The sequence below is a fragment of the Collimonas sp. OK242 genome (genome assembly GCF_900107095.1).
In the GTDB taxonomy this organism is placed as follows: Bacteria; Pseudomonadota; Gammaproteobacteria; order Burkholderiales; family Burkholderiaceae_D; genus Collimonas.
In genome coordinates this window covers 77773-104561 of sequence record NZ_FNOR01000005.1, presented here as the reverse complement: position 1 = coordinate 104561, position 26789 = coordinate 77773, and the positions used below count along the sequence as shown (strand labels likewise).

At 56.4% G+C, this 26789-nt stretch carries 23 protein-coding genes; 17 read left to right on the top strand and 6 right to left on the bottom strand.

Annotated elements, in window-relative coordinates; all coding sequences use genetic code 11:
* Position 1 precedes the first annotated feature (1 nt).
* The 11 genes from BLV81_RS06500 (at position 2) to BLV81_RS06450 (ending at position 12177) form a co-directional block, all read left to right on the top strand.
* Positions 2–205: a DUF1656 domain-containing protein gene (locus BLV81_RS06500; RefSeq protein ID WP_092353602.1), complete on the top strand. Its 204-nt coding sequence runs from the start codon at positions 2–4 to the stop codon at positions 203–205.
* A 30-nt stretch (positions 206–235) separates the two neighbouring features.
* Complete coding sequence (locus BLV81_RS06495; RefSeq protein WP_092353600.1) at positions 236–1129, top strand: efflux RND transporter periplasmic adaptor subunit; 894 nt, start codon at positions 236–238, stop codon at positions 1127–1129.
* Between the two features lie 256 nt (positions 1130–1385).
* Positions 1386–3074: a SulP family inorganic anion transporter gene (locus BLV81_RS06490; RefSeq protein ID WP_092353598.1), complete on the top strand. Its 1689-nt coding sequence runs from the start codon at positions 1386–1388 to the stop codon at positions 3072–3074.
* Positions 3075–3138: 64 nt separating this feature from the next.
* The gene (locus tag BLV81_RS06485; RefSeq protein ID WP_092353596.1) at positions 3139–3555 is read left to right on the top strand and encodes a hypothetical protein; all 417 of its coding nucleotides are present in this window, start codon (positions 3139–3141) and stop codon (positions 3553–3555) included.
* A 203-nt stretch (positions 3556–3758) separates the two neighbouring features.
* Complete coding sequence (locus tag BLV81_RS06480; protein WP_092353594.1) at positions 3759–4283, top strand: cytochrome b; 525 nt, start codon at positions 3759–3761, stop codon at positions 4281–4283.
* 28 nt (positions 4284–4311) lie between these two features.
* Entirely contained in the window at positions 4312–4890 is a 579-nt protein-coding gene (locus BLV81_RS06475) for a YceI family protein (RefSeq protein ID WP_092353592.1), read from the top strand.
* Between the two features lie 36 nt (positions 4891–4926).
* Positions 4927–5499: a YceI family protein gene (locus BLV81_RS06470; RefSeq protein ID WP_092353590.1), complete on the top strand. Its 573-nt coding sequence runs from the start codon at positions 4927–4929 to the stop codon at positions 5497–5499.
* A 476-nt stretch (positions 5500–5975) separates the two neighbouring features.
* Entirely contained in the window at positions 5976–6482 is a 507-nt protein-coding gene (locus BLV81_RS06465; protein WP_092353915.1) for a DUF3761 domain-containing protein, read from the top strand.
* Positions 6483–6727: 245 nt separating this feature from the next.
* The gene (locus BLV81_RS06460) at positions 6728–6973 is read left to right on the top strand and encodes a GlsB/YeaQ/YmgE family stress response membrane protein (protein WP_092353588.1); all 246 of its coding nucleotides are present in this window, start codon (positions 6728–6730) and stop codon (positions 6971–6973) included.
* A gap of 278 nt (positions 6974–7251) precedes the next feature.
* A complete protein-coding gene (locus BLV81_RS06455) occupies positions 7252–9942 on the top strand; it encodes a M1 family metallopeptidase (protein WP_092353586.1) in 2691 nt (896 codons plus the stop codon).
* A gap of 159 nt (positions 9943–10101) precedes the next feature.
* Positions 10102–12177 (top strand): M13 family metallopeptidase, encoded by a 2076-nt coding sequence (locus BLV81_RS06450; protein WP_092353584.1) that lies wholly within the window; start codon positions 10102–10104, stop codon positions 12175–12177.
* Between the two features lie 93 nt (positions 12178–12270).
* Here the strand turns inward: BLV81_RS06450 and BLV81_RS06445 are convergent, their stop codons facing one another.
* Positions 12271–13047, bottom strand: a complete 777-nt coding sequence (locus tag BLV81_RS06445) for a tyrosine-protein phosphatase (RefSeq protein ID WP_255365003.1) — start codon at positions 13045–13047, stop codon at positions 12271–12273.
* 315 nt (positions 13048–13362) lie between these two features.
* On the opposite strand from BLV81_RS06445, the gene BLV81_RS06440 reads away from it, so the two are divergent.
* Positions 13363–14529, top strand: coding sequence for an ABC transporter substrate-binding protein (locus BLV81_RS06440; RefSeq protein WP_092353911.1), 1167 nt, complete (start codon positions 13363–13365; stop codon positions 14527–14529).
* A gap of 4 nt (positions 14530–14533) precedes the next feature.
* Here the strand turns inward: BLV81_RS06440 and BLV81_RS06435 are convergent, their stop codons facing one another.
* Complete coding sequence (locus BLV81_RS06435) at positions 14534–15466, bottom strand: 2-hydroxyacid dehydrogenase (protein ID WP_092353582.1); 933 nt, start codon at positions 15464–15466, stop codon at positions 14534–14536.
* A 225-nt stretch (positions 15467–15691) separates the two neighbouring features.
* Here BLV81_RS06435 and BLV81_RS06430 point away from each other — a divergent pair, with 225 nt between their 5' ends.
* Positions 15692–15958, top strand: a complete 267-nt coding sequence (locus BLV81_RS06430; protein WP_092353580.1) for a hypothetical protein — start codon at positions 15692–15694, stop codon at positions 15956–15958.
* Between the two features lie 182 nt (positions 15959–16140).
* Complete coding sequence (locus tag BLV81_RS06425; RefSeq protein WP_092353578.1) at positions 16141–17241, top strand: M29 family metallopeptidase; 1101 nt, start codon at positions 16141–16143, stop codon at positions 17239–17241.
* Between the two features lie 37 nt (positions 17242–17278).
* Here the strand turns inward: BLV81_RS06425 and BLV81_RS06420 are convergent, their stop codons facing one another.
* Entirely contained in the window at positions 17279–17869 is a 591-nt protein-coding gene (locus BLV81_RS06420) for a hemerythrin domain-containing protein (protein WP_092353576.1), read from the bottom strand.
* A gap of 439 nt (positions 17870–18308) precedes the next feature.
* Between BLV81_RS06420 and BLV81_RS06415 the strand changes: the two genes are divergently transcribed.
* Positions 18309–19697, top strand: a complete 1389-nt coding sequence (locus BLV81_RS06415; RefSeq protein ID WP_369823821.1) for an NCS2 family permease — start codon at positions 18309–18311, stop codon at positions 19695–19697.
* A gap of 89 nt (positions 19698–19786) precedes the next feature.
* On the opposite strand, the gene BLV81_RS06410 is transcribed toward BLV81_RS06415, so the two are convergent.
* Positions 19787–20608: a GNAT family N-acetyltransferase gene (locus BLV81_RS06410; RefSeq protein WP_176992772.1), complete on the bottom strand. Its 822-nt coding sequence runs from the start codon at positions 20606–20608 to the stop codon at positions 19787–19789.
* Positions 20609–20949: 341 nt separating this feature from the next.
* Between BLV81_RS06410 and BLV81_RS06405 the strand changes: the two genes are divergently transcribed.
* Positions 20950–22035, top strand: coding sequence for a hypothetical protein (locus BLV81_RS06405; protein WP_143036294.1), 1086 nt, complete (start codon positions 20950–20952; stop codon positions 22033–22035).
* Between the two features lie 45 nt (positions 22036–22080).
* Here BLV81_RS06405 and BLV81_RS06400 read toward each other — a convergent pair whose 3' ends face one another.
* A complete protein-coding gene (locus tag BLV81_RS06400) occupies positions 22081–23139 on the bottom strand; it encodes a YncE family protein (RefSeq protein ID WP_092353570.1) in 1059 nt (352 codons plus the stop codon).
* A 640-nt stretch (positions 23140–23779) separates the two neighbouring features.
* Between BLV81_RS06400 and BLV81_RS06390 the strand changes: the two genes are divergently transcribed.
* Positions 23780–25444 carry a methyl-accepting chemotaxis protein gene (locus BLV81_RS06390; RefSeq protein ID WP_092353907.1) on the top strand — a complete coding sequence of 555 codons (1665 nt, stop codon included), beginning with the start codon at positions 23780–23782 and terminating at the stop codon, positions 25442–25444.
* Between the two features lie 37 nt (positions 25445–25481).
* Here BLV81_RS06390 and BLV81_RS06385 read toward each other — a convergent pair whose 3' ends face one another.
* Entirely contained in the window at positions 25482–26744 is a 1263-nt protein-coding gene (locus BLV81_RS06385; RefSeq protein ID WP_092353566.1) for a cation:proton antiporter, read from the bottom strand.
* Positions 26745–26789: the final 45 nt, after the last annotated feature.

Genomic DNA, 26789 nt, shown 5'->3' with positions numbered 1-26789 from the left:
CATGCCGCGTGAAATCGCTCTCTTCGATGCGCTCATTCCAACCTTGCTGTTGGTATTTATCGGCTGCCTGTTGTTACAGATGGCAATCGATTGGGTGTTCACCCGCCTGGGCCTGTTTCGTTATGTCTGGCATCCCAATCTGTTCCGGATCGCCCTGTTCTTTTGTATTTTCGGCGCCGCCGGATTGCTGTTGCACACCGCTTAACTTGCCGTAAAAATTTGTTCTAAGGCTGACATGAAATCATCCACTATTTTAAAAACCCTGTTGCAGGTAGCGATCACGCTGATTGTGGTGCTGATCGCCTGCTTGCTGGCGCGCGCGCTGTGGGACCGCTACATGAATACGCCCTGGACCCGCGATGGCCGCGTGCGCGCCGACGTCATCAGCGTCGCCGCCGACGTCTCCGGCATCGTGGTCGCGGTGCCGGTAGCCGACAACAGCTATGTACACAAGGGCGATTTGCTGATGAAGATCGACCCGGCGCGCTACGCGCTGGCGTTGGCCCAAGCTGACGCGGCGGTAGCCGAACGCCGGATCGGCCTGAGCACCAAACAGCGCGATGCCGCACGCCGCGCCAAGCTGGACGGCGATGTGATCTCCAGCGAAAACCGCGAAAACTCCAGCGCCGACGCCTCTGCCGCCCAAGCCTTGTATCAGGCGGCCCTGACGGCACGCGACAGCGCCAAGCTGAACCTGGACCGCACCGAAATCAGAGCCACGGTGGACGGCTGGATCACCAACCTCAACGTGCATGCCGGCGACTTCGCGCAGGCCGGCACGCCCAAACTGGCAGTGATCGACGCCAATTCGTTCTGGGTGTACGGCTATTTTGAAGAAAACAAACTACCCCTGATGAAAGTCGGCGACGCCGTCGACATGCGCCTGCTCGGCAGCGAGCAAATCATCAACGGCCATATCGACAGCATCTCGCGCGGCATCACCGACCGCGACAATGCGCTGGGCAGCTACGGCCTGGCCAATGTGAATCCAAGCTTCAACTGGGTCCGGCTGGCACAGCGGGTACCGGTGCGTATCCATATCGACAAGCTGCCGGACGGCATAACGCTGGCTGCCGGCATGACTTGTACCGTGATTGTTAAACCTGGGCCGCGGAACGACAAAAAATAAGCGTTGCCCGCTGCATGCTATGGCATGTACTCCGTGGTCCGTGTGTGGGGTCAGAGTAATTTTCGCAAACAGCGCGAAAAAAACTCCGACCCCATTTAACTATTGTATGTAGTTGCGCCATCCCGACGAACGATATTTGACATAGAATCAGCTGCACCAATTGGCCAGCTGATTGACGCATGCTGCTTCACTCCGGCTTCGCATACTTGCCAAAACACCATAAAATCGACATTGACATCCATCGCCAAGGAGGCGCATGAGCGCTGCATCATCACAACACGCCGACCTCAATCCGCCGCCACCCGCCAAACGGCTGTCCCTGGCGGACGTGATCGCCGGCCTGTCGATTGCCGGACTACTACTTCCCGAAGCGGTCGCCTATTCCAGCGTCGCCAATCTGCCGCCGCAAACCGGTGTGATTGCGCTGTTTGCCGGGCTGCTCTGCTACGGCTTGTTCGGCAGCAGCCGGTTTGCAATCGTCTCCGCCACCTCCTCCTCGGCAGCAGTGCTGGCGGCAGCCACGGCATCCATGGCGAATGGCGACGTGGGTCTGAGAATGATGCTGGCGACCGGGCTAGTAATGATTACCGGGCTGTTTTTCCTGCTGGCCGGGCTGGCCCGCATGGGCAGCGTTACCGATTTCATCGCCAAGCCGGTGTTGCGCGGCTTTGCTTTCGGCCTGGCGATTGTCATCATTCTCAAGCAGTTTGCCGGTGTAGTCGGCGCCCATCCCGAACACAGCGACATGACTCGCTTCATTCCGGAAATGCTGGCGCAGATCGGCCATTGGAACTGGATCAGCGGCGCCGTAATGGCAGTAGCGTTGGTGTTGCTGTATCTGTTTGCGCGCCTGCCCCGCGTACCGGGCGCATTGCTGGTGATCGTCATCGGCGTCGCCGCCGGCCAGTGGCTGCATTTGACCCAGTACGGGATTGGCCTGGTGGGCAGCATCCATCTGCAACTGGCGACGCCGACCTTGCCCATGCTCGCGCGCGCAGACTGGCTGCGCCTGGGTGAACTGGGCTTTGCCATGGCCATGATCCTGTATGCCGAATCGTATGGTTCGATTCGCAGCTTTGCCATCAAGCACGGCGATCCGGTGGCGCCTAACCGCGATTTGCTGGCGCTAGGCGCATCCAATTTTCTGTCCGGCCTGTTTCACGGGATGCCGGTCGGCGCCGGCTACTCCGCTACCTCCGCCAATGAAGCCGCCGGCGCTACTTCGCGCCTGTCAGGCTGGGTGGCGGCGCTGGTGATGCTGGCGATCGTCTTGACGCTGTTGCCCGCCATCGCCCTGACGCCGGAGCCGGTGCTGGCCGCGATCGTGATTCACGCCGTCGGCCATACCCTCAATCCCGCCATCTTCCGCCCTTATTTCCGCTGGCGCCGCGACCGCCTGGTGGTCATCGCCTCGGTCATTGCGGTGCTGTTGCTTGGCGTGCTGGACGGCTTGCTAGCCTCAATTGCCATCAGCCTGCTGATGATGCTGCGACAGTTCTCGCAATCGACCATCTCGGTGTTGGGCCGGCTCGGACAAGGCCATGACTTCGTCAACATACGTACTCATCCGGAAGCACAGGCGATACCCGGCATCATGATCCTGCGCCCCAACGAGCCGCTGTTTTTTGCCAATGCCGAACGGATACTGGGCCAGGCACGCCATAACATCAACGCTGCAGCACCGCCGGTACACACCGTCATTCTCAGCCTGGAAGAGTCGCCGGACCTGGACAGCTCCAGCCTTGAAGGCTTGCACGATTTTTTCGAATTTGCCGCCGCCCGCGGCTTGCGCCTGTTACTGGCGCGCCTCAAAGATCCCGTATACGACATCATGAAAAGTGCGGTTGCTCCCTGTTTTCCGGCGGAGTCGCTGAGCGCACTGAGCGTAGCGGAAGCAGTGCATCTGGCATTGGCGCAGGCAGGCCAGCAGACCAAGCTATCGTAACCCGAACCGGAGAATAATCATGCGTACATGTTGGAAAATATTGGCCGCCGCACTATGCGCCACAATGACAATCACTGCAGTGAATGCGGCAGAGATAGCCTTTTCCTCCCCGGGCGACTTCACCGAAATCAGCCTGAATATCAAAGATGCTTATAGCGCCAATCCGGATTTTGTCACACTGGAGGTGACGCTGAGCCAAGATGCCCAGCAACGCATGGCGGCGGCCAGCGGCGCCGCGCTGGGGCAGGATCTGACGCTGATCGTCAACGGCAAGGCGGTCAGTACCTCGCACGTCCAAAGTGTCCTCGATACGCCTCAGCTGCAGATTCCCATGTCAAGGCAAACCGCCACGGAATTACTGCCGGTCTTGCTAGGCGTGAATCCCGGAGCAAGCTCGTCAGCCGCTTCACAAGCTGCACCTGTTGTGGCGGCATCAACTGTAGAAACCCCGGTAATGCCGGCACTGGTGGCGCCCGACTGAACGCTGGGGCATGGCATGCCGGTGCGGGCACTTGCTGCCCGCCGCAAACAGTGTTTAAGAATTTCCGATACCATAGCGTACCAGCCGATAAGTTAGCAAAAAAATATCGAATGTATGAAACTCGTAGAAGTTTTATGAGTCTCAGCCCCCTCTGACCAACTCACTTACGTTCAACTTTACGTCCATCTTTCACACCTTTATTTATGCAACGCTATACAACCCCAGCCATTGTGCTGCACTGGCTGGTCGCCATTCTTATCGTCGCGACTTTTGCCCTCGGCCTGACCATGGTCGACATCCCGGGCCTGACGCCAACCAAGCTGAAATATTTTTCATGGCATAAGTGGCTCGGCGTAACGGTGCTTGGTTTGGCCTGCCTGCGTTTGATCTGGCGTAAAACGCAGGGCGCACCGCCTTACCCGGACAGCATGCAGCCATGGCAGCAGCGCGCCGCGCACGCCTTGCACATCCTTTTGTATATCCTGATTTTTGCGGTGCCGATCTCCGGCTATTTTTACAGCCTGGCGGCGGGCGTACCGGTAAGCTATCTCGGCATCATTCCCTTACCGGTGCTGATAGCACCGAATCCGGACTTGAAACCCATATTGAAACTGCTTCACTACACACTCAACATGATCATGCTGGGCGCGGTTTCGGTGCATGTACTGGCCGCACTCAAGCATCACTTCATCAATCGCGACGGCGTGCTGAAACGCATGCTGCCTTAAATACACTGTCTATCAAAAGGAACATTTCATGACACCTATGCGTTTCCTGTCACGTACTACCGCATTCGGCCTGATCGCCCTCGGCGCCAGCTGGTCGGCCGTCGCAGCTCCCCTGAAACCGGATCTGGCAAAGAGCAATGTCACCATCGTGTTCAAGCAGATGAACGTGCCGGTGGAAGCCAAGTTCAAGCAAGTCACAACGCTCATCGATTTCAACAGTGCGCAGCCGGAAACTTCAAAAGCCAGCGTCGACATCGCCATCCCGAGTTTCGACCTGGGCGACCCTGAATACAATAAGGAAGTGCTGAAGAAAGAATGGTTCAACGCCCAGCAATTTCCCAAGGCCACTTTTGTCACCAGCTCGATCAAGGCCAGCGCAGGCGCACCCGCTGGCAGCAAATACGACGTTGCCGGCAAGCTGACCATCAAAGGCAAAACCACTGATGTGAGCTTCCCCCTGAGCGTCAACAAAGAAGCCGGCGCCCAGGTCTTCAACGGCAGTTTGCCGATCAAGCGTCTTACCTACAATATCGGTGAAGGCGAGTGGAAAGACACCAGCATGGTGGCGGACGAAATCATCATCAAGTTTCACCTTGTAGCGAATTAAGTAAGAACACCACCCCAACCGAAAGGATTGACAACAATGAAACTAAAGCTCATCATCGCTTCACTGCTGGCTGCCAGCGCAGTCAGCGCATTCGCAGCGGTAGACACTTACACCGTCGACCCGGCCCATACCTATCCAAGCTTTGCGGCCGACCATATGGGGATTTCCGTCTGGCGCGGAAAATTCGAAAAAACCAGCGGCACGGTAACTCTGGATCGCGCTGCCAAGACCGGTTCCATCGATATCCATATCGATCCAAGCACCATCGACTTCGGCATGCCAAAAATGAACGAACACGCCGCCGGCCCGGACATGTTCGACGTCAAGAAATTCCCTGACGTTACCTACAAAAGCACTTCGATAAAATTCGACGGCGACAAACCGGTTTCGGTGGATGGCGAACTGACCTTGCACGGTGTTACCAAGCCAGTCAAGCTGACCATCAATTCCTTCAAATGCATCCAGCATCCGATGCTCAAACGCGAAGTCTGCGGCGCCGATGCGTCCGCAGAATTCAATCGCGCCGATTTCGGCATCAGTTATGGCGTGCCGAAATTTGCTCCAGAAGTAAAACTGGCAATCCAGGTCGAAGCGGTCAAGGCCAATTAAATCAGGTTCCAGCTGCGGCCAAGCCGGTCTACCAAAAGTCGACGGGGTGCAGCTCACCACGCACCACGGCACTTTAGGCGCGCGCTACGCGTTCTAGCCACGCATGCGCAAGACGGCGCGAGTTGACTTAGCGTCGGCTTGCGCCATTTTTCTTGAAAATAAATAATTTTTCAACAATATTGGCTGACAGTTATCCCGCAAGCCAAATATTTCCTGAAATACATCAAAAAATCATCGCTCAAGGGCGTACGGTAGAAATATCACAATTGTTTTCAATTGTATGGAAAGTTGTGTCAGCCATAATCAATCTGACCGCGTTGATTACCTACCTCGGTCATATTGCCAGGTGCGGTGCACAACATATTGCTTATTTGTTGATTGGTGCCGCAGGTAGACAGATTGAAGCAGGCATATCGAAACAGAGAGTGCGCCAGCTCGACGGCCACACAGGCATCACTTACTCCATGGAGAAAAAAATGAAAGCATTGTTTATTTCAGCAGCAGTTGCAGCAGCCTTACTGACTTCCGTCGCCAGCTATGCCCAGGCGCCTGCTGCAGCGCCAGCCGGCACCACCGGCCTGTGCAAGGACGGCAGCTACTCCTCCAACGCTACCAAGAAAGGCGCTTGCGCCGGTCACAAGGGCGTAAAAGACTGGTATGCCACTGCCGCCGCTGCACCAGCTGCTGCGGCCGCTCCGGCAACCCCTGCTGCCGCCCCAGCAGCAGCACCGGCCGCGGCTCCTGCAGCCATGGCTAAAACCACTCCGGCTGCAACCCCGGCAGCGCCAGCCAAACCGGCAGCTGCAGCAAGCGCTCCTGCAGCCGGCGGCGGCCCTGGCCAAGTCTGGGTCAACACCAGCAGCAAGGTATACCACTGCCAAGGCAGCAAATACTATGGCAAAACCAAGGCCGGCTCCTATATGACAGAAGCCGCGGCCAAAGCAGCAGGCGCACATGCCGACCATGGCAAAGCTTGCAGCTGATAGCTGAACCACGATAGCTGACGGCGACGGAGCCCAGGATCACCAGCGATCCTGGGCTCCGTTGTCGTTTCCGGCTAGCGATCGCGAACGACCGGCAATGCGGCACCGATAGAGTCGCATTCCGGCTCACATTCCAGTTTTATCTATCTTTAACAATTGGTCCATTATCTTTGATGCTGCATTAAGGATGTTTACGCTACTCTTGCCTGGTAGTCTAAAGATAATCAACTCTGAAAGGAAATATCATGGGCTTTATCGCTTGGTTGATAATTGGCGCGATTGCTGGATGGCTAGCCGGTGTGCTGGTCAAAGGCGGCGGCTTCGGCGTGTTGGTTGACATCATCGTTGGTATCGTCGGCGCCTTCATCGGCGGCTGGCTGGCCGGCGTCCTGGGCATCCATGTTGGCGGCGGCTGGATTGCATCGATTGTGACCGCCACCGTGGGCGCTGTGATCTTGCTATTCGTTCTGCGGCTTATTAAGCGCGCCTGAATAAATTTAAAAATCCGCGTGAATCAGACTGCATAGTAGTCTACATAAAAGCCGCCTCAATTTTCGAGGCGGTTTTTTGTTTTCCATCTATCACCTTTACTTATTCCAGATAAGACAAGCTGACAGCCGCGCCGGCATTGGCGTGCACTAAACCAATGCAATCACGCTGCGCGCATCGCACAAATCATTTTTGCTTTTTATATTCATACTATTTCCTAGCGAATCGGCGTAGCGCGCGCTAGAATCCCAAGACCAAATTTGGGAGGATTTCATCTGTGATGTGTACTACTCGTCGTTTCACATTAGCCGCTCTCGCTATCAGCATCGCATCATTCAACGCCGCAGCGGCGACCCCGGATGATACGGCACCGCTGGGAAAATTACCGCGCTGGGTTCAACCGCTGGCTTATCGGCTCGACTTTCGCGTCGATCCGCATCAGCCTGGATACAGCGGCAACGCCACCATAGACATCGAACTGAAACAAGCTGCCGATCATCTGTGGCTGCACGGTCACGATTTGAGCGTCAGCAAAGTCACGCTCACCGATAGCGGCAAGAAAATTCACGCAGCCCAATACAAGGTAGCGGCGAAAAAGGAAGGCGTCGCAACGCTCGAGTTTGGCCAGACGCTGCCGGCCGGACGTTATAGCGTGATGCTGGAGTACAGCGCGCCGTTCAATGAGCAGCTGGAAGGCGTGTACAAGGTCAACAGCCAAGGTGCGCCGTATGTCATCACGCAGATGGAAGCGATCAGCGCGCGCTATGCTTTTCCGGGTTTCGACGAACCGGCATTCAAGACTCCTTTCACGCTCAGCCTGACCGTACCTGAAAACCAGGTTGCCGTCGCCAACACCCGGCAAGTGGCGGAACAGAAACTGGAAAACGGCTGGCGCAAGCTCAGCTTTGCCAGCACCAAGCCACTGCCGACTTATCTGGTCGCGTTTGCCGTCGGCCCATGGGATGTGGTGAACGGCCCTGAAATTGCGGCGACGCAATGGCGCCCTCAAGCCACACCGTTGCGCGGCATCGCACCCAAGGGTGAAGGTCCGCGCATCGAGCCGGCGCTGGCGCAGACGCCAGCCATCATCACGGCACTGGAAGATTATTTCGGCTTCGGCTACCCGTTCGACAAATTGGATTTGCTGGCTGCGCCTGACTTTGCCGCCGGCGCCATGGAGAATCCGGGGCTGGTGACTTTCCGCGATTACCTGATGCTGCTCGACGCCAATTCGCCGGCACACAATGTGCGCAGCTCGTTCAATGTCAATGCCCACGAACTGGCGCATCAATGGTTCGGCGATACGGTCACCATGCCATGGTGGGACGACCTGTGGCTGAACGAAGCCTTTGCCACCTGGATGCAGAGCAAGATCACGCAACAGCTGCATCCGGAATACCGTGCCGACCTGGAACTGATCGGCGGCGCCAACTACGCCATGCAAAACGATAGCCTGGTCAGCGTGCGCCGCATCCGCCAGCCGATCACCGGCAACGGCGATATCGAAACAGCGTTCGACGGCATCACCTACCAAAAGGGCGCGGCCGTACTGAATATGTTCGAGCGTTACCTGGGTGCGGATACTTTCCGCAAGGGCGTGCGAGCGTATATCAAGCAACATCAGTTTTCCAGCGCCACCGCCGATGACCTGATCGCTGCGCTCACCAAGGCTTCCGGCAAAGATCAGCGCCTTGCCAAAGCGATGCAAAGTTTCCTCGATCAAGCCGGAGTGCCGCTGGTGGATACCGCGCTCAGCTGGGAAAACGGCAAGGCGGTACTGCATCTGAAACAACAGCGTTACCTGCCGCTGGGTTCGACCGGTGACGCCAAGCGCCTGTGGGGCATTCCGGTGTGCGTACGCTATAGCATCGCCAATGGCGATGCAAAGACGCAATGCGAATTGCTGGATCAGGAACAAGGGCAGATGGTGCTGCAAGGCGCGTCTGCCAGCAGCTGGTATATGCCGAATGCCGACGCCGCCGGCTACTATCGCTTCAACATGGCGCATGACGATCTGGCGCGCCTGACCGGCAACCTCGAACAGCTGCCCGACACCGAGCAGCTGGCATACGCAGACGCCATCAACGCCGGCTTCGGCCGCGGCGATCTGGATGCAGCGGCGGTGCTGGCAGCGGCGCCGCGCCTGGCCAGATCCGGCACGCGCGAAGTTGTGACAGCGCTGATTCCGACACTCAAGTGGCTATCCAAGTACGAAGCACGCAGCGATGCTCAGCGCACCCGCCTGACTGAGCTGGCGCGCAAGCTGTATCTGCCGCGGCTGCAACAACTTGGCTATCAGCGGCGCGCCAATGAAAGCCAGGACGATGCCTTGTTACGCGCTGCGCTGGCAGATTTCCTGGCGCTCGACATCAAATTGCCCGAAGTGCGGCAAGCTCTGCTGGCGCAAGGTAAACAGGCGTTGCAGCCGAATGCCGATGGCCGGCTCAATCTGGAGGCAGCCAACCCCGACCTGTTGCGTTCGGTACTGGCAGTCAGCACGCAAGATCGCGGCGGCAACGCCATCGACGTTTTAATCAAGGCGCTCGGCGCCACCAGCGAACCGGCGCAACGCATGGCGATGCTGGCCGGCCTGGGCTCCGCCACTGCTGCCGGTAACGCTGAACGCGCCCGCAACCTGGCGCTGGATCCACGCGTCAAAATCGGCGAGATGAGTACCTTGTTGCGCGCCAGCCGAGAAGATGGCGAAGGCCGCGAGGCCATGTGGAAATGGTTTACCGCCAACCATGTGCAGCTGATCAAGCGCAGCGGTGAAATGTCCGGCAGCAGATTGCCCGGGCTGGTTGCCGGCGACAGCTGCTCGCAAGGCGAGGCGGAGCGCTTGACAACTTTTTTCCAGCCTTTGCTCGAACATCTGCCTGGCGCCGAACGCGGCCTGGCGCAAACCCGCGAACAGACTTTGCTATGCACCGCATTGCGCGACAAGCAAAATCCGGAGGCCATTCTGCGCTGATGGCAGAACACTGGAACAATGGAGCTATGTTAAGTCTTGGCGTATAACCGGGCTTAATCAGCTTCGAGTAGTTTCAAATAATTTCAAATTCAAGTAGTTTTATAGAATGCCTTACAAGGCTGTTTTTTTCCGATGACTTCTCATAAGGATTATTTACTCGTGAAACGCTCTCTAATTTGTGCAGCAGTGCTGACCCTGGTTGCCGGCTACACCGTCTCCAGCGCCAGCTACGCTCAAACTCCCCGCACCGTTGCCGCTGCTGTCGCCGCCCCGAAGCAGGTCAGCGGTATCGACATGCAGAATGCCGACCTGACGGTACGCCCTCAGGATGACTTCTATAGCTACGTCAACGGCAGCTGGCTCAAGAAAACCGAAATCCCCGCCGACAAATCGTCATGGGGCGCGTTCTATGAGCTGCGTGAAAATTCCCTGAACCAATTGCATACGATCGTCGACGCCGTCAGCGCCGAAAAGAACGTCACGCCCGGCTCCAACCAGCAAAAAATCGCCGATCTGTACGCGAGCTACATGGATGAGCCAGCGTTGGAAGCACTGGGCGTCAAGCCGCTGAGCGCAGAATTCGCCCGGGTCGATGCCTTGAAAGACAAGAAACAGATCCCGGCCCTGATCGCCCATCTGAACAGCATCGGCGTCAGCGCCCCTTATGATCTGGGTATTCACCAGGACGCTAAAGACTCCAGCAAGGTAATCGCCGATCTCGGCCAAAGCGGCCTCGGCCTGCCGGACCGCGATTATTACCTGAAAGCCGACGACGCCAAGCTGAAAGACACGCTGGCCAAATATCAGGCGCATGTGGAAGCCATGCTGACGTTGTCCGGCGACAAGGCTGCCCGCAAAAACGCCGCCAGCATCGTCGCCCTGGAAACCGCACTGGCCAAGGTGCAATGGACCAAGGTTGAAAATCGCGATCCGGTCAAGACCTATAATCGGGTCGAGCTGGCGCAGTTGCACACGCTGGCTCCGCATGTCGAATGGGACGGCTATCTGACCGACGCCGGCTTGAAAGACAAGGTGTCGTATCTGGTGATCAGCCAGCCTAGTTACATCAAGGGTCTCGACAAGATTCTGGGAAAGACCCCGCTGCCGGTCTGGAAAGCGTATTTCAAATGGCATGTGCTGAGCAGCTATGCCTCCGACCTGTCAAAGGAATACGTCGATCAGAATTTCGGCTTCAAAGGCACGGTGCTGCGTGGCGTACCGCAAAATGAACCGCGCTGGAAACGTGGCATCAATGTGGTCGAAGCCAGCGTCGGCGAAGGTTTGGGCCAGCTTTATGTGGAGCAGTTTTTCCCGCCTGAGAACAAAGCCCGCATGGAAAAACTGGTGGCCAACCTGATCGCCGCCTACCACCAAAGCATAGACGGTCTGGACTGGATGGGCGCCGACACTAAGAAGCAGGCGCAAAAGAAATTGTCGACGCTGATGCTGAAGATCGGTTATCCGGACAAATGGCGCGACTACTCCAGCCTGGTCATCAAACGCGACGATCTGGTCGGCAATGTGATGCGCGCCAACCAGTTTGAATTCAAGCGCAATATCGATAAGCTCGGCAAGCCGGTCGACCGCACCGAATGGGGCATGACGCCGCAGACAGTGAACGCTTACTACAACCCTGAGTTCAACGAAATCGTGTTCCCGGCGGCGATTCTGCAACCGCCGTTCTTCAACGCCAATGCTGACGACGCGGTCAATTACGGCGGCATCGGTGCAGTGATCGGCCATGAAATCAGCCATGGCTTCGACGACCAAGGCAGCCAGTACGATGAGATCGGCAATTTGCGCGACTGGTGGACCAAGGAAGATCACGAGAAGTTCGCGGTCAAGACCAAGGCTCTGGTAGCGCAATACGGCGCTTACAGCCCGGTTCCCGGCTACAAGGTTAACGGTGAACTGACCTTGGGCGAAAACATTGCGGACAATTCCGGCCTGACCATCGCCTACAAGGCCTATCGCCTGTCTCTGGATGGCAAGACACCGGCGGTAATCGACGGCCTCACCGGCGACCAGCGCTTGTACCTTGGCTGGGCTCAGGTATGGCGCGGCAAGGTGCGCGATGCGCAGGCTATCGTTTATGTAAAGACCGATCCGCACTCGCCGCCGCGCTTCCGCGGCAACGGCACGCTGGGCAACCAGCCTGGCTTCTACAGTGCATTTGACGTCAAGCCGGGCGACAAGATGTATCTGCCGCCGGAGCAACGCGTCCTTATGTGGTAACCGCAGTAATCGTTATGAGCAAAAAGCCAGCGACTATGTCGGTGGCTTTTTTTTCAACGCTGACCATAGCGTGGGCAGCTTGTATTGCCCACGCTACACCAGATAATTTCTCCGAATTCGTTCGACATCGATATCGAGCACCTGGCGCAGGTAGCAATCCATGCCCTCATACTCTTCTTCGATCAACGCCAGCGACGCTTCCATGTAAGCAGCCTCAACTGTCAGCAGCGGCGCTATCAGTTCCGGCGCCAGCTCAGCTTTGAAGAGCTTGGCTAACACCTGCGCATTGGCCGCCGCATTGTAGCGATTCGACTCCAGATAGTTGGCGATGATGGTTGCGCGATCGACACCCAGCGCGGCCAACAGCAAAGCGCTGGCAAAACCGGTACGATCCTTGCCGGCGGTGCAGTGATACAGCATGGTGTTGTTCTGTTCCGCGAGTTTCAGGAAGCGCCTGAACTGCGCTTGATAGCGCACCGGGAAGGCGCGATAGAAATCAATCATGAACTGCCGGCTGCGTTCCGGATTGCCGCTCTGCAGTAAAGACAGCATTAGCTCTTGCGACAAATTGCCGACCATGACCGGCTCGGCAATCCAGTTGAAAGAAGAGGCAAATGCCGTCTCTGCAGCATGCTTCTCTGCCTCCGTGCGAAAATCGAGCACGACATCCAGCCGGTAACCCTTGAGTTTGCTGATATCCGCGGCAGACGCCATCCCGGGATTGGCGCCGCGCAGCAATCTTCCCGGCATGATCCGACGCCCTCCGGCCGCCAGGTAACCACCCAGGTCGCGCATATTCTTGATCGCCTCAAAACTGATATGGCGATGATCTTGCGCGCCCTTCGCCTGCTCATCTGAAGAATTCAGCATGAGTTCGATTTTTCGCTGATGTGCATTGAGATATCCAGCATTCCAGTTCCTCATGTCAATTTGACGATGCATGCCTATGTTTGATTTTATGCCAGATTCAGCCGCGAACTCCGACTGGCGCTCACAGTCAGATGCTGTTGCGCGAATAGTTGAACAAGTAAAAACACTGGCAAAAACGCCAACTACCGTCAAAACCACTTCTTCTTTTGTCTTCCTGCAGCAATAAATCTATAATGTGCATGGTTGCAGTGCTGTAACGCTCATTTGATGCTCAGCCCGGTATTGCAGCGTCTGATCAACATAAGAAAGTGGCACATGCGACCTCAACGTCATCTTTTATCTTCCGTATTTTCCTTCGTGCTCCCGCTGATAATCGGCGTCTGCAGCCCGCTATCCGCCAGTTTTGCGGAATCCGGCGTCACCGACCAGAAAATCGTGCTGGGACAATCGGCCGCATTCTCCGGCCCCGCCGCACAACTGGGGATTCAGATGAATGCCGGCGCCAAAGCCTATTTCGACTCTGTCAATGAACAAGGCGGCGTCTATGGGCGGCGGATTGAGATCATCACGGCCGACGACAAATACGAAGCCGACCTGGCTGCAGCCAATACCAAGCGCCTGATTGAAAAGGACGATGTGTTTGCCTTGTTCGGCTATGTCGGCACGCCGACCAGCAATGCCGCATTGCCGATTTTCACACAGGCCGGCGTACCGTTCTTTGCACCCGTGACCGGCGCCCAATCGCTGCGTGAGCCGCTGAATCGCCAGGTCTTCAATATCCGCGCCGGCTACTTCGATGAAACCGAGCACCTGGTGGAAAAACTGGTTAACGTCGGCATCAAGAATATTGCCGTGTTCTACCAGAACGACGCCTATGGCCGCGCCGGACTGGAAGGCGTGCAGCGTGCCTTGAAGAAGATGAATGTGGAACTGGTCGAGGCCGCCACGGTGGAGCGTAACAGCACCGACGTCAAGCTGGCCGTCAGCAAGATCCTGCCGAAACGCCCTGCCGCGATCATTCAGATCAGCGCCTACACCTCGTGCGCCGCTTACATTAAAGAAATGCGCAAAGCCGGTTATACCGGCCAGTTCTACAACGTATCGTTTGTCGGCAGCCTGGCATTGTCCGATGCGCTCGGCAAGGATGGCGAAGGCGTCGTCATTTCCCAGGTGGTGCCGTTCCCCTGGAGCTCGTCAATCCCGGTGGTTGCCGAATATAACAAGCTGATGGAAAAAGCCGGTGTCAAGGAAGCTAACTTTTCCAGCCTGGAGGGTTTCATTGCGGCCAAGGTATTCGTCGAAGGCTTGAAACGCGCCGGCAAGGATCTGACGCGCGCAAAACTGGTCAAGGCGCTGGAAACGATCAATGTGAAAAATTATAACGGCGGCGGCTTCGATGTCACCTTCACTGGCAGCAATCACAGCGGCTCGAAGTTTGTCGAGATGACCATGATCACCAAGGACAAGAAATTCTTGAACTGACGCCTCAAATCGGCGTCAGTACCGCCTGCCCGGAAAAATGCAGCTTGGCATTCTGCAGAAACAGGCGGACCGTCTCCGCCACCGACTCCGGCGACCATCCGGCCACATGCGGCGTCAGAACCGCATTCGGCAAATCCAGTAATTCAGCCGGCGGCAAGGGTTCGCTTTCGTAAACATCGAGGCCGGCGCCGGCAATCCGCCCATCCCGCAAGGCTTGCGCCAGCGCCGCAGTATCAATCACGCTGCCGCGCGCAATATTGACGATAAAGCCCTGCGGCCCTAAAGCGTCCAGCACCTGGCGATTGATCATGTGGCGGGTAGTTGCACCGCCAGGCGTGGCGATGACCAGGAAATCAGCCCATTGCGCCAACTCCAGCGGCGCAGCGAAATACGCGAACGGCACATCGTCGCGCGCCGAACGGTTGTGATAGCCGATCGTCATGTCGAAACCTGCGGCGCGGCGCGCAATCTGCTTGCCGATCGTGCCGAGTCCGATAATCCCGAGACGCTTGCCGGATACACTGGGCGGCAAAGGCAAGGCGTCGCGCCAGATGCCTTGACGTAGCGCGACGCCCAGTTGCGGAATGCCGCGTACCGTCGCCAGCAGCAGACCCATGGCGTGATCGGCGACACAAGCGTCGTTGGCGCCGGCGCCATTGGATACCTTAATGCCACGCTCACGTGCAGCCGCAACATCGATGTTCTCGAAACCGGCGCCCAGCGCGCAAATCAGTTCCAGCTTCGGCAAGGCCGCGATTTCCTCGGCGCGCAGTCCGATCGAGCCGATCGTCAATACCGTCCGTATCGCGTCGGCGTGGCTGGCGATAGCGGCGTTGCGCTGTTCGGCTGTGGGGGCATACACGATCCGGAAGTCTTGCGCGATGCATTGCAGACTTTGATCGGACATAGGATTGAGAATCAGGAGAGTAGGAAGCATTGGTCGTGGGCGCAAGAAAAGTCGAATCAATCGTTGAGTCAATCTGCGCCGGAGGCGCAATGCCCATGATGATAATCTCGAAACCGTATTTCCTGCTTGGCCTTGGCGATTTCGATCGACGCCAGTCGTTTCCTGATGTGGCCGATCCGCCCAATCCCGATTACTTTGCCTGGAGTAAGCCTATACTGCGTCCAACAATATCGTTTATCAACAAGGACATGCAAAATGAAAAAGACAGGAATGGCGAAGAGCGATGCCAAGAAGCTCATGGGAAAAATGACTGCGCCAGGCGCAGGCGGTTTTGGCAACAGCGACACCGCTGTGATCGACCGGCGCGAACAGCGCAAGCGCGATCAGGCGCTGGGGCTGGTGCCGTTTGCGGTCAAACTGAACGGCGTCCTGGTGCAACAGCTGCAAACCCTGGCGAAAGAGCGCGAACTGGACCTCAATCAGCTGGTGGCCGAGCTGCTGGCCAAGGGCCTCGCCGGCTAACCGTGAACAGCGAAGAAGACAGATGCGCACAGGGGGCGCATCACGGCTGTGGTTGAGCGCGAACCGGAATGATGGCTGCTTTCCCACCCTTCGTTATAATACCGGTCCAGCGGGAATTGTCTGACCACCAAGACTTGGTCTTATGGCACGGTATTTCTCCTGCTTCCCGATACGGTAAATTGATGATCACTCCAACAACAAACGACGAAGGCGTCGGCACGATAGACGAGGAAGCGATAGCAGGGGAAGCAATAGCCGTGGCGGAAAAGCATCTGCGCGATATCCTTTCCATGGCAATCCGGCATGCGCCGCCGCGCGCTGCCGTAGTGGTATCGGATGCGCCGCCGCGCGCTGCCGTAGTGGTATCGGATGCGCGCTGCGAACTCACCGTCGCGCTTACCGAAGCCTACCGGCGCTGCCTGCCGGATGCGACATTCATCGACTTCGATGCGGTCACGCCGGATGCGGTACTCGCCGCCTTTGCGGGACTTGAGGCGAACGACCTGGTGGTCCTGATTCAATCGACCAACTTCCGCCTGGAGGCGTTCCGCATCCGGGTCGAACTGTTCAAGCGTGCGCTCAAGGTGATAGAACATCCGCATCTGTCGCGCATGCCCGGGGCGCAAGCGCTCTATTACATCGAATCGCTGGCGTATGACTCCGGCTACTACCGCGGCGTCGGCTATGCGCTGAAAGCGCGGATTGACCGCGCCCGCACCGGCGTCGTCGACAGCGGCGGCGCACGCCTGGTGTTTGCATCGCCGTTCGAGCCGGCCAAGCTGAATATTGGCGACTACAGCGAGATGAACAACGTCGGCGGCCAGTTCCCCATCGGCGAAGTGTTCACCGAAGCGCAAGACCTGGAAGCCGTGAACGGACGCGTACGCATCTTCGTGTTTGGCGACACCTCGTTCCGGGTCAACCGGCCGGCACATCCCATCACCCTGGTCATCAGCAAAGGCCGGGTCACCGAAGTGCTGGACTCCACTCCCGATTTCGACCAGGTACTGGCCAATATCCGCGCCGACGAAGGCGAGGTCTGGCTGCGGGAGCTGGGTTTCGGCATGAATCGCGCGTTTTCGCGGGACCGGATGGTCAGCGATATCGGCACCTACGAGCGCATGTGCGGCATCCACCTGTCGCTAGGCGCCAAACACGGCGTCTACAACAAGACCCATATCAAGCGCGCGAGCGCCAGATATCACATCGATGTTTTTGCGGTAACCGAAGCGGTCTACCTTGATGACGAGCTGGTCTATCGAAACGGCGCCTGGCAAATCTGAACCAAGACCAGGCCCGGCTGTCTGGCAAACCCACTGCCTAAGACGGCATGTACAAAGGATAGAGAATATTTTCTTCGCGCGTGATGCGGTCTGCCAGCACCTTGCCGAGGTGATCGAATTCAGCCTTGAACGAGGAGCGAGAATCCGCCGATGCCAGCCAATCCTTGCCTTGATATTTGTCGAAAAAATCAAAGGCGAACCGGCCTATGCCATCCATTTCCTTTTTATAAGAACGGTAGACCTCAAGCAGATTCGGCTCCTCCGCCAGGCTGCGCCGCATATACGAATACAGCTTGACGCCCTCGGTCAGCAGGTGGCCATACATCGCCATGCGCATCTCGCGCAATGAGGCTGGCACGGCATCCCATGCGCCGGCGCTCATCTTGTTCGCCACCGAGGAATACATCAACAGCAAGGCCGCATGATCGCCCTTGAGCTGGGGAATCAATTTTTCGTCGTAGTGAATCTGGTGGCCGACGCTTTTCGCCGGCTGCAGTTCTGCCCGCTCCTCTATCGAGGCTACTCGCCTGGCCGGCGGCTGGGGGCTGGCTGAGCTTTTAACAACTTCGTGCGCCCCCTCATCTTGATTATTGCTTGCAGGTTTGTTGAAAATTGATTTCAGCCACATTTTTATTCTCCCCAGTTCCCATGCAAAAGGTGTGCTCGCCTATTTTTATATATCACCCACAAGTTGCCAGCAAGAAATAAAAGTACATTAAATCCCCCATGGAAATGAATTCCTCAAATGTGATTTTTCAACAGCTTTTCACGTTTTTGCCGTCCCAGCCAGACAGCCGCATCCGGCCTGGAACGGCCGGCTGGAAGCCCGTACCCGTCATAAGGAAGACTGCGCTCCGCATATGGAAATGCAAATGGCGGCTATTAAGCCCTCATGATGGGTTGGCTACATCAATACCCTAAGCTGTATTCACCGAACTCATCATCTTTTCAAATGACGAGCAGTCCAGCTACCAGGGTTCGGGCTGGCTATTCAAAACATAACATGAGACACCCTGATGACGGTCGAGTGACGGCCGCTTCAAGGACATATAAGGAGCAGCTCGATCATGATGGAACAACAACTCCAGTCCCAGCCTGTTGTGGGCCTGGGAGATCCTATCGCCGTCGGCGAAGGTAAACTCGATCAATACTTTCAGATTACCGCCCGCGGCAGCACCACGCGCCGCGAGGTTGTGGCCGGTATCACCACTTTCCTGGCGATGGTCTATTCCGTTTTCGTCGTGCCAGGCATGCTGGGCAGGGCCGGCTTCGATGTCAGCGCCGTGTTCGTGGCGGTTTGCCTGACGACCGCTTTCGGCTCGCTGCTGATGGGCTTGTGGGCACGTTTGCCGATCGCCGTCGGATGCGCGATTTCGCTGACCGCGTTCACTGCCTTCGGCCTGGTGCTCGGCAAAGGTTTGTCGCCCTCCGTCGCCCTCGGTGCGGTATTCCTGATGGGCCTGGTGTTCACCGCCATTTCCGTGACCGGCATCCGTTCCTGGATTCTGCAAAACCTGCCGTCCGGCGTTGCGCACGGCACCGGCGTCGGCATCGGTTTGTTCCTGCTGCTGATCGCCTCCAGTGAAGTCGGGATGGTGGTAAAGAATGCCGGTCCCGGATTGCCGGTAGCACTCGGTCACATTACCGCATTCCCAGTGGTGATGAGCATCCTCGGCCTGGCGGCCATCTTCGGTCTTGAGCGGCGCCGCGTACCGGGCGGCATCCTGCTGGTCGTCGTCGCCCTGTCCGTCATCGGTTTGATCTTCGATCCTGCCGTCAAATTTACCGGCGTGTTTTCAATGCCGGCGCTGAGTTCTCCCGGCCACGCCTCATTGATCGGCTCAATGGATATCAAGGGCGCGCTGAACATGGCGGTGTTGCCAAGTGTGCTGGCGCTGGTGATGACGGCGGTGTTCGATGCCACCGGCACGATTCGCGCGGTCGCCGGTCAGGCTGGCCAGGTCAATGAAAAAGGCTATATCCACAACGGCGGCAAAGCGCTGACAGCCGATTCGCTCAGCTCCATTTTTGCCGGCCTGGTCGGTGGCGCACCTGCTGCGGCTTACATTGAATCGACGGTAGGCACCGCCGCTGGCGCCCGTACCGGCCTGACGGCAGTCGTAGTCGGCCTGCTGTTTCTCGCGGTCATTTTCTTTTCGCCGCTGGCTGGCCTGGTGCCTTCCTATGCGACAGCGCCTGCGCTGATGTATGTCGGTTTGCTGATGCTGGGCAGCGTGAGCCGCATGCATATGGATGATACGGTCGATGCCATGTCTGGTCTGCTGTGCGCGGTGTTCATTGTGCTGACATGCAATATCGTCACCGGCATCATGCTTGGTTTCTGCACGCTGGTAATCGGTCGTATCGTATCCGGCGAGTTCCGCAAATTGAACGTGGGCACCGTCGCCATTGCTATCGCGCTGGCAGCCTTCTACGCTGGCGGCTGGGCGATCTAGGAACTGACAACTTACCGGGTAACTTCGACTGTTTGGGTCTCCTTGAATTGTCGATTTATGGCAGCGCCTGCGGGCGCTGCTTTTTTTGGCTATCGATTCTCTTGCGGCCACCAGCAAAGACTAGCCATGCGCTCGCTGCGTCGAAATCCCAGCGACTCGTAGACACGCGCGGCATGATAATTTTCATCGGCAACCATCACCAAGCGCACGGCGCGCTGGAAGCCGGCCAGGGCAACATGATGCACCAGCGTACGACAGATGCCTTGATTGCGATGAGACGGTGCGGTATGCACAGCTTGAAAACGCGCGGTTTCACCATCGAAGAATAATCCGAGGTTGGCCACTTGTTTGCCTTCAATGAACGCACCCCACCAATCGCCCAGATTGTCGGCAATCATTCGTTGGTACGTCGCTTGTTTGCCAGCTAGATAATTGAGAAATTCCGGTTCGGGAAATTTTCCTGCATTGTCGGCAAGCTGCATCTCCTTCCAGCCAGACCAGTCGGCGCTATCTCTAAAGCGGCGGATGGTGACAGCTTGATTTTCTCGCGCTGGTCGCAGCAGATCTGCCGAAGTGGCAATCAGAACGGTATTTTCGCTGAACTCATATCCGGCATTGATAAATGAATTCAATTCAAACCGTTCGTTCCCGCTAACCGGCCACAGGAAAGTACGATGTTTGATGCCCGGCGGCGTGCCAACAAACCGGGCGAAGTCCGACTCCAGTAGTTCACGCTCGCCATCCTGCGGCGCGCGATTCAGTACCAGCAGGTTCCCGAAATAGTAATCCGGCGAATCGGGTGTCCGCACTACCATGTACTGATCATTTCGAGTCACATCGCCAGCGACGCGATTGAACATCAGGTCAGTATCGATACCCCGGTGAGGAAGGATTTTTTCTTGATTTTTCATAGTCTGGAAATTCTTGATACTGCATGACCTCAATCGACAAACAAGAAACATTCTTATTCGCCACGCGCCGCCAAACTCTTCTGTATGAATTTAAACACAAGCCAAAATATTAGCCTGACAATATTCCAATATGGAAATCTTATCTGCTACGATACGGCGACTAAATTCGGCGGCAAGGCGGCATGCGCCGACCGGTAGCATCGTAATTCACTCATATAAAATTCAAAAAAACAGGGAAGCAGATGAATAAGTGTTTCTTGGTCAGGGCAGCCGCAGCGATAGCAATCATTGCATCTTCACTGCTTAGCGGCTGCGCATCCATTGTCAGCGGAACTACCCAGGTGGTGACGGTCGAAGCCCGCAGCCAGGGGCAACTGGTCAACGGCGCCACTTGCAAACTGCAGAACACCAAAGGCATTTTTTACGTGACTTCGCCGGGTACGGTGAGTGTCCATAGATCGCGCGATGACCTGATCGTGCAATGCGAAAAAGAAAATATCAAACCCGGATTAGCGCAGATCAAATCGAGTGTTAAGGGCATGACGTTCGGTAATATTTTACTCGGCGGCGTGGTTGGCGCCGTCGTCGATCAAAGTTCCGGTGCAGCGTTTGACTATCCGGCTGTCATCATGGTCCTGATGGGGGAGAATGGCGCAAACCGGATGCCGACAACGGCGCACACCACCTCCCCGGCTAACCCGATTGCTCCGCCTGCCGCAAATATCCAGGCCACTCCTGGCAGCTATGTCGAGCGCCAGCTGACGGGTGAAGAAATGCGCACCCACTTTATGACTTTGGGCTCCGTATCAGGTCACAACCCGTCTGGCGCAAAAATGCTTTACGAAATCGATCAGAACGGTGGCCTGGAGGCCCGCAATCTCGATAAGGGAGGCGGCACGATGGGCTCGTATGAAATCAAGGAAGCGGAGAACAAGATTTGTATCGGGATTTATGGCGGAAGCAACTGGAGAGTAATGCAGGACTGTTATCGCTTGTACCAGGTTGGCGCCGACATGTTCGCAATGAGATCGACCACCGACAAATACTTCTTTACCTATATAAAACCTCAATACACGGGTGAGAATAATGCCTTCGCTGCCCAGACAGCTGCCACGCCATCCGCCTCACATGAGAATGCTGCACCCGCCGCAACGGAATTTACCGGCAACAAGCCTTCTGTATCTTTGCCAGCTGCAAATGTAGCGCCAGCGCTTCATGGTGCCTCAGCGTCCGAATTACCGGCAGAGCAAATCGGTCAGTATTCGTATCAAAGTGAACACATCGCCAGGACACAAGCATGCGCGACGGCGCCGCACGCCGTCCTCAGCGCCAAAGGCCCGGGATTCGAGTCATACACGGTCTCTTGCGACAACGGCGATTCAATTGCCATGCGCTGCGATTTCGGACAATGCCGAGTTCTTCGCTAAATGCGGCGAAGAGCTCGGCGTTGCTGATGCCTGCTGTCCAGCTGCTTAATTTGGTGCGGCAACCAAAACATTGACGGTATTCGGCAGTAGCGGAGGACGTGGGTGAGGAGTCGTTGCAGTGGGCGCCGGCGCCGCACCGAAATTCCCGCTCACCAGGTAAACCAGATGGCTTTCCGGGTTGAGCGCCAATGTCCTCGCTCCTTTTTGCGTGGCAAGGTTGGCCTTTATCGTATATCTATCCGCTGCATCCTCGTGCACCACCGTCAACGAACCGTCGCCGTTGGAAACAAATACGAATCCTGAATCAGGATCGAAAGCGGCCGCGTCCGGCCCCTGCCCGATCGCCACTGTGGTGACGATTTTTCCCGACAAGGAATCAAGCACCATCATTTTCTTGTTGCTGCATACCGAAAACAATCTGTGATGCCGGTCATCGATCGCCAGCCCGCTCGGTTCATCGCATGGCGCCATCCTCCAATGCTTCACGATTTTCGAAGATTGCGCGTCAATGACGGCAATCTCGTTCCTGTCTTCCACATTGAAAAAAATATGACCCTGGCTGTCGCTGACCGCGAATTCCGGATGACCGGAAATGGGCAGCGTATCGATGACCTTGCGTGCAACGGCATCGATTATCGTCACGCTTTGGCCTCGTCTGTTGAAGCTGTAGATTCGCTTTAACGGAGGGTAATAAAGTATCGAATCCGGACCGGCGCCGGTCGTCTTCACGGTATCGATTGTATTCAGGCTGTCGAGTTCAAAAACAGTTATCGTGTCTGACCGGCCATTACTGGTAAATCCAAGATTCAGATCCTGCGCGATCGCCACGCCGTGAACGCCCGCGGTATCGGCTATGTTGGCAATCACTTTCCCTGATGTGGTATCGAGCACCTGAACATGATCAGAACGGCTGACAAACAAGTGATTCCGTTTGCTGTCGACAGAGATGTAATCCCACCCTTCTGTTCCTGTGACGGGAAAACGCGCCACGACCTTGTAGTTATCCGGTGTCGCGGCCTGAACCGCCGGGACAAGCGCGGCCTGCAATAAGATGAGGGCACCGGCGGCAACGATAGTCGGCCTGCTGAGGGTGAAGTTTTTCATGTGCTCAATCAATGGTTAAATGAATGTCCTGTGACGGCGCTGATTTTTTTACATACAAGCCGGACTCAGCCTAATGAAGAATAGTTAGCGCACAATTAGGACATCAATGAAGTTGATATGCCATCCAGGCAGCTCCGCCCATCGCTTCAGCACAGCGAGGAGCGGGAGCTTTGATTGACGCTCCGTGAACGGCCGCTCACGGCTTCGCCGGGTCAAAGCCTGATATTTTTTTCTACAGCGTTTTTTCTGCAGCGTTTTTGTGTACAACGCGCATGGCACCCCGAACAGAAGAGGCAGCTCTTTTATCAGGCGCAGTCCAAGAGCCGCCTTGATCCTGTCCACGTATGCTCGACCTGTTAAAAGGGCCATGTCGGCATGGATGGCGACCGCAGGTAGCGCGAATTCAGAAAATTCCCGCGAGAAGTATTTTTAAAAATCCAACATATTCGATATTCATTTATGTTTGCTTACAAATGAATTTTCAAGTTTCTCTTTCACCTGCCGTAAACCCCAACAACAGCGCAGTGTTCATGATCCGGCCTTCCCAGGCGCGCTGACGTTGTTGTGTCGCGAGTCGACAGGCGTATTCCGTGCAATGTTATTTATTGTCCAACAAGATTTTTTCCTATTCCAAAAAACAATGAATATCTCTAATTTAAAAATATCCGCCAGGCTCACCGCATTATCGACATTGCTGATACTGACCTCCATCTTGATGGGCCTGATTGGCTGGCGCTCGCTTTACGAGAGCAATGTACGGACCGCCGACATGATGAAAAACGCGGCTAACTTTCAACTGGCCGTGAATCTTGCCAGAAAAGCGCAGGTCGATTTCAAAATAGAAATACAAGAATGGAAAGACCTTCTGCTAAGAGGCAGCGACAGCGCTGCGTTTGAGAAACACAAAAATGCCTTTGTAAAAAAGGGCGAAGAATCCAGGGACGGGCTTAATCAGTTGGGGAAGACGCTCAGCCAGTTAGGCCTCGACACGCCGCTTATTGCAGAAGCAAGCCGGACCAATGCCGAGCTGGCGCAAAAATATCTGTCCGCCCTGGCCCGGTTCGATCCGGCAAAAGCGGACAGCGCCCACATTGTCGACAAATCGGTCGCTGGGATGGATCGCGAGCCGACAAAAAAAATCGACGACATCGTCGCCTTGGTTGCACAAGAGTCAAAAGATCTGATGCAGCAAAGCGAAAGCGAGGCCACGCAGAGAAATGCCCTGGCGCTGCGTTTTTTACTTTCGGTGGTAGCGATCGGCACGCTAATCGGCAGTGGCTTGACCTACTGGATCATCAACGGCATTACCGGACCGTTGCGCTCGGCAGTCAAGGTTGCTCGCACCGTTGCCGACGGCGACCTCACCAGCCGGATTGAAACCGGACGCAAAGATGAAATTGGCGAATTGCTGGGCGCCCTGCATCAAATGAACGAAAGCTTGCAGGGCATCGTCGGCCGCTGCCGCAGCGGCATCGAGACGATTGCCGCGGCGTCGGGCCAGATCGCATCCGGCAACCAGGATCTGTCGGCACGCACCGAGCAGCAAGCTGCGTCGCTCGAAGAGACTGCTGCATCGATGGAAGAATTGACGTCGACGGTAAAACTGAATGCCGACAATGCACGCCAAGCCAATCAACTGGCCGCAACTGCTTCCGGTGTCGCACTCGAGGGCGGCGCCGTGGTCTCCCGGGTGGTGATAACGATGGGCTCCATCCACGATTCAGCCAGGAAAATTGTCGACATCATCGCGGTGATCGACGGCATTGCGTTTCAGACTAATATCCTGGCGTTGAACGCCGCGGTCGAAGCCGCGCGCGCCGGTGAACAGGGGCGTGGCTTCGCGGTAGTCGCCAGTGAAGTGCGGAATCTGGCGCAGCGCTCCGCATCTGCGGCAAAAGAAATCAAGGCCTTGATCGGCGATTCGATGGAAACGGTTGACGCCGGCAGCAAACTGGTCAATGAGGCCGGAAACACCATGGAGCAGATAGTCGATAGCGTCAAGCGCGTGAGCGATATCATGGCGGAGATTACTGCCGCCGGTGAAGCGCAGAGCAGCGGTATCGAACAGGTTAATCAGGCGATCGGGCAGATGGATCAGGTTACCCAGCAAAATGCCGCGCTGGTCGAGGAAGCCGCCGCTGCGGCTGAATCGCTGAAGGAACAAGCCGGAAACCTGACCTCGGTGATCAGCGTGTTCAAGCTGGACGCGGTGCAGTCGGCCGCGATATTGCCCATGCGCGAACAGGCTATTCGTGTCAGACAAGATGATTTGGCTTGGGCGAGGAAACATGTCTCCTATCGATAAGCCTTCTTGTTAATCTATTGAAAAAAGGCGCGGCAGATCACGCGTCACGGCGTTTCACCGGAATTCCGTCTGTGCCTCGTTCGTCACGCTGGCTGCCATACCCGAAAAGCCGCAATACCGGAACCGTCATTGCAGTGGTTGCCAGCGCCATGACAAAAAGCATCGTGTACACGGAAGGCGGCAGAATGCCTAGCTTCAAACCGATCGTCAGGACGATAAGCTCCATTAGTCCGCGCGTATTCATTAACGCACCGATCACGCTGGCGTCACGATGCCCGACGCCCGCCATACGCGCTCCCAGATAACTGCCGCCGAACTTGCCGGCGATTCCGCCGATAAGGAACAAACTGAACCACAGCCAGAAATTCGGCAAAGACACATTTCCGCTTGCGGCCTGGATACCTGCAAGCGCAAAAAATACCGGCATGAGTATCAACGCTACAAATCCCTCAACCTTGTCGCGCCATTCAATCTTCAACCCGGGCAGATCACGCAGCACCAACCCGGCCATCAGCGCACCGAATGCACTGTGAAAACCGATTTCAGCCGTGATCCAGGACGATATCAACACATAGCAAATCACGGCAGGCAGCACGCGCGACGTGACGCGGGATGCCGCCCTGCCGGCAATTACCCAGGTCCAAAGCGGTCGCACGATCAACATCGAGACTGCGACAAAAATAAGCAGGAGCGCCACATTGCGCGCAATATGTTCCCATGTAAAACCGCCTGTAGAAATCGCCGTGATCACTGCCAGCAGCAACCATCCAAGCAGATCCGTCAGGGATGCGGCCGTCAATGCGACTGTGGCAGTGAATGTGCCTTCCATCTGCAAATCCAGCACGATGCGCACCATCACCGGCATTGCGGAAATAGACAATGCAACGCCGCAAAACAGCACATAGCCGAGAGCGGGAACTTCCGGCGCGAGCGCCGACCGGGATACGGCAGCAAGCGCGCAGCCGATTGCGAATGGGAAGACGATTCCAGATAGCGCGACAGTAACCGGCATGCGCATCGGCACGCGTCCCTGGAGACTTTTCAGGTCCAGGTGCAGTCCAAGTTGGAACATCAGCAAAACCAGGCCGAGTTCCCCGAACTGCGAGATCACCGGCATGACCGCATTGGAGAACAGCATGTTATAAAGATCCGTGTTGATCGCGCCAAGAACCGCAGGCCCCAATATCAGGCCGGCAGCGATTTCCCCGACTACGCGGCTTTGCCCGATGCGCTTGGCCAGGGCGCCACATAGCATCGTTGCAAGAATGATGATGCAAAGCTGAATCGGCCACATTGCCATGTTGAGTCCTGATGATGGATACGTTGGCGTGCCATGTCTGGCACG

Coding starts and splice junctions, on each gene's coding strand:
- BLV81_RS06390 (WP_092353907.1), top strand. CDS start 23,780: ATGAATATCTCTAATTTAAAAATATCCGCCAGGCTCACCGCATTATCG.
- BLV81_RS06385 (WP_092353566.1), bottom strand. CDS start 26,744: ATGGCAATGTGGCCGATTCAGCTTTGCATCATCATTCTTGCAACGATG.
- BLV81_RS06420 (WP_092353576.1), bottom strand. CDS start 17,869: ATGTGGCTGAAATCAATTTTCAACAAACCTGCAAGCAATAATCAAGAT.
- BLV81_RS06435 (WP_092353582.1), bottom strand. CDS start 15,466: ATGCTTCCTACTCTCCTGATTCTCAATCCTATGTCCGATCAAAGTCTG.
- BLV81_RS06445 (WP_255365003.1), bottom strand. CDS start 13,047: ATGCTGAATTCTTCAGATGAGCAGGCGAAGGGCGCGCAAGATCATCGC.
- BLV81_RS06470 (WP_092353590.1), top strand. CDS start 4,927: ATGAAACTAAAGCTCATCATCGCTTCACTGCTGGCTGCCAGCGCAGTC.
- BLV81_RS06400 (WP_092353570.1), bottom strand. CDS start 23,139: ATGAAAAACTTCACCCTCAGCAGGCCGACTATCGTTGCCGCCGGTGCC.
- BLV81_RS06460 (WP_092353588.1), top strand. CDS start 6,728: ATGGGCTTTATCGCTTGGTTGATAATTGGCGCGATTGCTGGATGGCTA.
- BLV81_RS06430 (WP_092353580.1), top strand. CDS start 15,692: ATGAAAAAGACAGGAATGGCGAAGAGCGATGCCAAGAAGCTCATGGGA.
- BLV81_RS06455 (WP_092353586.1), top strand. CDS start 7,252: ATGTGTACTACTCGTCGTTTCACATTAGCCGCTCTCGCTATCAGCATC.
- BLV81_RS06425 (WP_092353578.1), top strand. CDS start 16,141: ATGATCACTCCAACAACAAACGACGAAGGCGTCGGCACGATAGACGAG.
- BLV81_RS06465 (WP_092353915.1), top strand. CDS start 5,976: ATGAAAGCATTGTTTATTTCAGCAGCAGTTGCAGCAGCCTTACTGACT.
- BLV81_RS06485 (WP_092353596.1), top strand. CDS start 3,139: ATGACAATCACTGCAGTGAATGCGGCAGAGATAGCCTTTTCCTCCCCG.
- BLV81_RS06490 (WP_092353598.1), top strand. CDS start 1,386: ATGAGCGCTGCATCATCACAACACGCCGACCTCAATCCGCCGCCACCC.
- BLV81_RS06495 (WP_092353600.1), top strand. CDS start 236: ATGAAATCATCCACTATTTTAAAAACCCTGTTGCAGGTAGCGATCACG.
- BLV81_RS06440 (WP_092353911.1), top strand. CDS start 13,363: ATGCGACCTCAACGTCATCTTTTATCTTCCGTATTTTCCTTCGTGCTC.
- BLV81_RS06415 (WP_369823821.1), top strand. CDS start 18,309: ATGATGGAACAACAACTCCAGTCCCAGCCTGTTGTGGGCCTGGGAGAT.
- BLV81_RS06410 (WP_176992772.1), bottom strand. CDS start 20,608: ATGAAAAATCAAGAAAAAATCCTTCCTCACCGGGGTATCGATACTGAC.
- BLV81_RS06500 (WP_092353602.1), top strand. CDS start 2: ATGCCGCGTGAAATCGCTCTCTTCGATGCGCTCATTCCAACCTTGCTG.
- BLV81_RS06475 (WP_092353592.1), top strand. CDS start 4,312: ATGACACCTATGCGTTTCCTGTCACGTACTACCGCATTCGGCCTGATC.
- BLV81_RS06480 (WP_092353594.1), top strand. CDS start 3,759: ATGCAACGCTATACAACCCCAGCCATTGTGCTGCACTGGCTGGTCGCC.